This is a genomic window from Streptomyces sp. P5F9 (assembly GCF_057961495.1).
In genome coordinates this window covers 1-3,864 of sequence record NZ_JBXVPZ010000675.1, presented here as the reverse complement: position 1 = coordinate 3,864, position 3,864 = coordinate 1, and the positions used below count along the sequence as shown (strand labels likewise).

General features: G+C 73.8%; 2 protein-coding genes. Both read left to right on the top strand.

From position 1 onward, the window contains the following. Nucleotides 1–50 precede the first annotated feature (50 nt). Nucleotides 51–1,304, top strand: coding sequence for a phosphoribosylamine--glycine ligase (gene purD, locus AC31A1_RS48270; RefSeq protein WP_489659403.1), 1,254 nt, complete (start codon nt 51–53; stop codon nt 1,302–1,304). A 306-nt stretch (nt 1,305–1,610) separates the two neighbouring features. Next, on the top strand, nt 1,611–3,512 hold the full coding sequence (locus AC31A1_RS48265) for a M48 family metalloprotease (RefSeq protein WP_489659402.1): 1,902 nt from the start codon (nt 1,611–1,613) through the stop codon (nt 3,510–3,512). The last annotated feature ends 352 nt before the right edge of the window (nt 3,513–3,864 follow it).

Below are 3,864 nucleotides of genomic sequence, written 5' to 3'. Positions count from 1 at the left end.
CCCCCGGCCCGGTCGGCAACCCCACCCTCACCGTGACCTAGGCTGACCCCGTGAAGGTCCTCGTCATCGGTACCGGTGCCCGCGAACACGCCCTGTGCCATTCCCTGTCCAACGACCCCAACGTCACCGCCCTGCACTGCGCCCCCGGCAACGCCGGCATCGCCGAGGTGGCCGAGCTGCACCGGGTCGACCCCCTCGACGGCGCGGCCGTAGCCGCGTTGGCCACCGAACTCGGTGCCGAGCTCGTCGTGGTCGGCCCGGAGGCACCCCTCGTCGCCGGGGTCGCCGACGCCGTGCGCGAGGCGGGCATCCCGGTCTTCGGCCCCTCCGAGGAGGCCGCGCAGCTGGAGGGCTCCAAGGCCTTCGCCAAGGAAGTGATGGCGGCGGCCGGTGTGCCGACCGCCCGCTCCTACGTCTGCACGACCCCGGAAGAGGTCGACGAGGCTCTCGACGCCTTCGGTGCGCCGTACGTCGTGAAGGACGACGGACTGGCCGCCGGCAAGGGCGTCGTGGTGACTGACGACCTCGACGCGGCGAAGGCGCACGCCAACGCCTGCGAGCGGGTCGTCATCGAGGAGTTCCTCGACGGCCCCGAGGTGTCGCTCTTCGCGATCACCGACGGCGTCACCGTCGTACCGCTCCAGCCCGCGCAGGACTTCAAGCGCGCGCTGGACGGCGACGAGGGCCCGAACACCGGCGGCATGGGCGCGTACTCCCCGCTGCCGTGGGCCGACCCGAAGCTGGTGGACGAGGTCATGCAGACCGTCCTCCAGCCCACCGTCGACGAGATGCGGCGCCGCGGCACCCCCTTCTCCGGCCTCCTCTACGCCGGCCTCGCGATCACGAGCCGCGGCGTCCGGGTCATCGAGTTCAACGCCCGCTTCGGCGACCCGGAGACCCAGGTCGTCCTGGCCCGCCTGAAGACCCCGCTGGCCGGCGTCCTGCTCGCCGCCGCCGACGGCACCCTCGACGACCTGGCCCCCTTGCGCTGGAGCGAGGACGCGGCGGTCACCGTCGTCATCGCCTCGCACAACTACCCCGGCACCCCGCGCACCGGCGACCCGATCACCGGCCTCGACGAGGTGGCCGCGCAGGACGCCCCGCACGCGTACGTGCTGCACGCCGGCACCAGGTACGACGGCGACGACGTCGTCAGCGCGGGCGGCCGCGTCCTCTCCGTCACGGCGACCGGCACCGACCTCACCCAGGCCCGCGAGCGCGCGTACGCGGCCGTGGCCCGCGTCCGTCTCGACGGCTCCCAGCACCGCACGGACATCGCGGCGAAGGCGGCGACGGGCCAGTGACCCCAAGCGGCTCCGGCCGCCGGTGAACCACACCGATGGCCCACACCGATAAACCCGACAGGCCCCGAATCCGTCTCAGGATCAGGGGCCTGATCCTTGCCCTCTGTCATCCACCTTTCCCCTGAGCCATTCCATCGAGTGACCGATGCCCCAACCGGCTGACGGGGACCGGGGCCCCAACTATGGTGCGGCGCAAGCGTTCCGGCACTTGGCCCACCGGCATTGCGATGTCAGTGGCGGGTGCCACAGTGGGGGAGTGAGCAACGCCAGCAGAGCGGGACAGCACGGAGGGGGTGAGGTCCGGTCGTGACCGGTATGGGTGTGGAGGCGGGCGCGCAGGCGGCGCGTTCCCGGGCCTTGGCCGTGCTGCGGATCCGCAGTCGGGCGCTGGCCGTCGCCCTGTTGCCCGCCGCCGCCGCGGTGATCCTGCTCGCGGGCGGTTCCACCGGCCATCTCGTGGGCCGGGGCTGGGACCTCTCCCGCTGGATCATGGGCGTGGCCGCGGTCGTCGTGCTGCTCGCCGCCGGCGCCATCGCGCTGGTCGTCGCGCGGGCCCGCCCGGCCGTGAGTCCCACGGTCGCGATCGCCGAGGAGTCGGCCCCCGACCTGTATCGCCTGGTGCGCGACCTCGCCGACCGCCTCGACGTCCCCGCGCCGTCCGCGATAGCGCTCACCCCGGACTGCGACAGCTGGCTGGAGGACCGCACCCACCCGTCCCACGGCCCGCCCCCGCAGGAGAACCGCGACGAGATCACCGGCGTACGCGGCCTCACCCCGGGGCGTTCCCGTCGTACGGCGGCCTCGCCCGTCCTCGTCATCGGCTCGCCGTTCCTGTGGTGGATGCGGGTGGGCGAGCTGCGGGCGGTGCTCGCGCCGGTCGTCGCCGGTACGGGACCCTCGGCGCACCCGGACATAGCCGCGGCCCGCCGTTTCGTACGGGGTCTGGACGCGGCGGTGGCGGTGACCTCGGCACCGCGCGGTCCCGTGTTCCGTTCGGTGCTCGCCGGTGTCGGCTGGGTCGCCCGGCTGCTGCTGCGCAGTTGCCGGGGGCACGCGGCCGAGATGGAGCGGGGTGTGGCCGCCGCGGCCGCCGAGCGTGCACAGGCTGTGGACTACGGCCTGCGGATCGTCGCGCAGGAACAGGTGGGCCTGGCGTACGCGGGCTGGGACCGGCTGCTGACCCGGGTCGCGCTGCCCGCGTGGCGGATGGGCCGCTGGCCGTCCCGGCTGGACGCGGGCGTCGTCGCGGCACTCACGGAGCTGTCCCGGCGCGACCGCCTGGCCGAGGGCTTCGCCTCGCGCTTGGGCGAGCGCCCCGCTTGTGACCTGCTCGAAGAGCCCGGCACGATCGACGAGGCGACCTCGCTCCTCGCCGCCCGCCTCTTCCACGGCGGCCCCGCCGAGACCGGTCCCGACTGGGCGCCGGTGAGCTGGCAGGAGTACCCGGAGGAGGTCGTCGACCGCAAATGGCGCACCGACGCGGCCCGCCTCCACCGCGTCCTGGACACCCTCGGCGTCCGCCGCGCCCCCGGCCCGACCCCGCCCCACCACGACGCCCCGACCCTGGCCCGAGTGGTGGACCACCTGACGGACCCGACGGCGACGGGACCGGCACCGGCACCGGGCGATCGGTACGGGGAGGTCGATGCCGTAGATCCGTATGCGCCGGACGCCACGCTCGGCGACCCGTCCACCTCCGCGCAACGGGAAGCCCAGGCCGCCCACTCGGAGCCGGAGTCGGACCCCGTGCCCGAGCCCTACAAGGCGATGGCCGCCGACGACGACGAAGAGCTGGGTGAACGCTGCTCGCCGCACAGCGCGGCCCTCGCCGCGGGCCTCACCGCGGAGTTGGCGCGCGAGGAGGCGGCGACCCCGCCGACCGGTTCGGCCCCACCCGGGCAAGGGCCCGACACCGGGCTCTGGGACGACACCGCGCTCCCCCTCTTCCCGCTCCAACCGCCGCGCACCGGGCGGGAGTTGCTCGCCGATCACGTCACGGCGATGGTGTGCTGCGCCGCGATGGACACCGCCGGCGCGCTGCCCGGCCTGGACTGGCTCGACGGACCGACGCTGCTCGTCAACGGCGAAAGGGCGGCCGACCTCGCCCCGAGGGTGCTCAGCCTCGTCGAGGACGGCGACCCGGCGCCCCTGCACGCGTGGCTGATCGACCTGGGCATACGCCCCGAGAAGCCGGTCCGGCTCGTCTGACGCCGAGGCCCCCGCCGCGCAGCCACCACCCACCGATATCGGAACCCCGTGCTCCACTTTTGGTCAATCGGCAACGACCAGTGACAGAGTGCGTGCTTAATGTGATGTGCTGGGGCCGATCCCGTACGCCGTTCCGTCCATGGCAAAGGCTTACGGCATACGACAGTTGAACGAAGGAACACCACGGGGGCACGAGGGAGGGGAGCGACCATGGGGTCGGAGCAGATCCGCCGCTGGGAGTCCGGAGCGCTGGCGCACGCCGTCACGGACCCCTTCGGGCAGGGCCCCGTCCCCTGGCTCCGGGGCAGCGAGACCTACTTCGACGACACCGGCCACGTCGTCCCCTGGTACG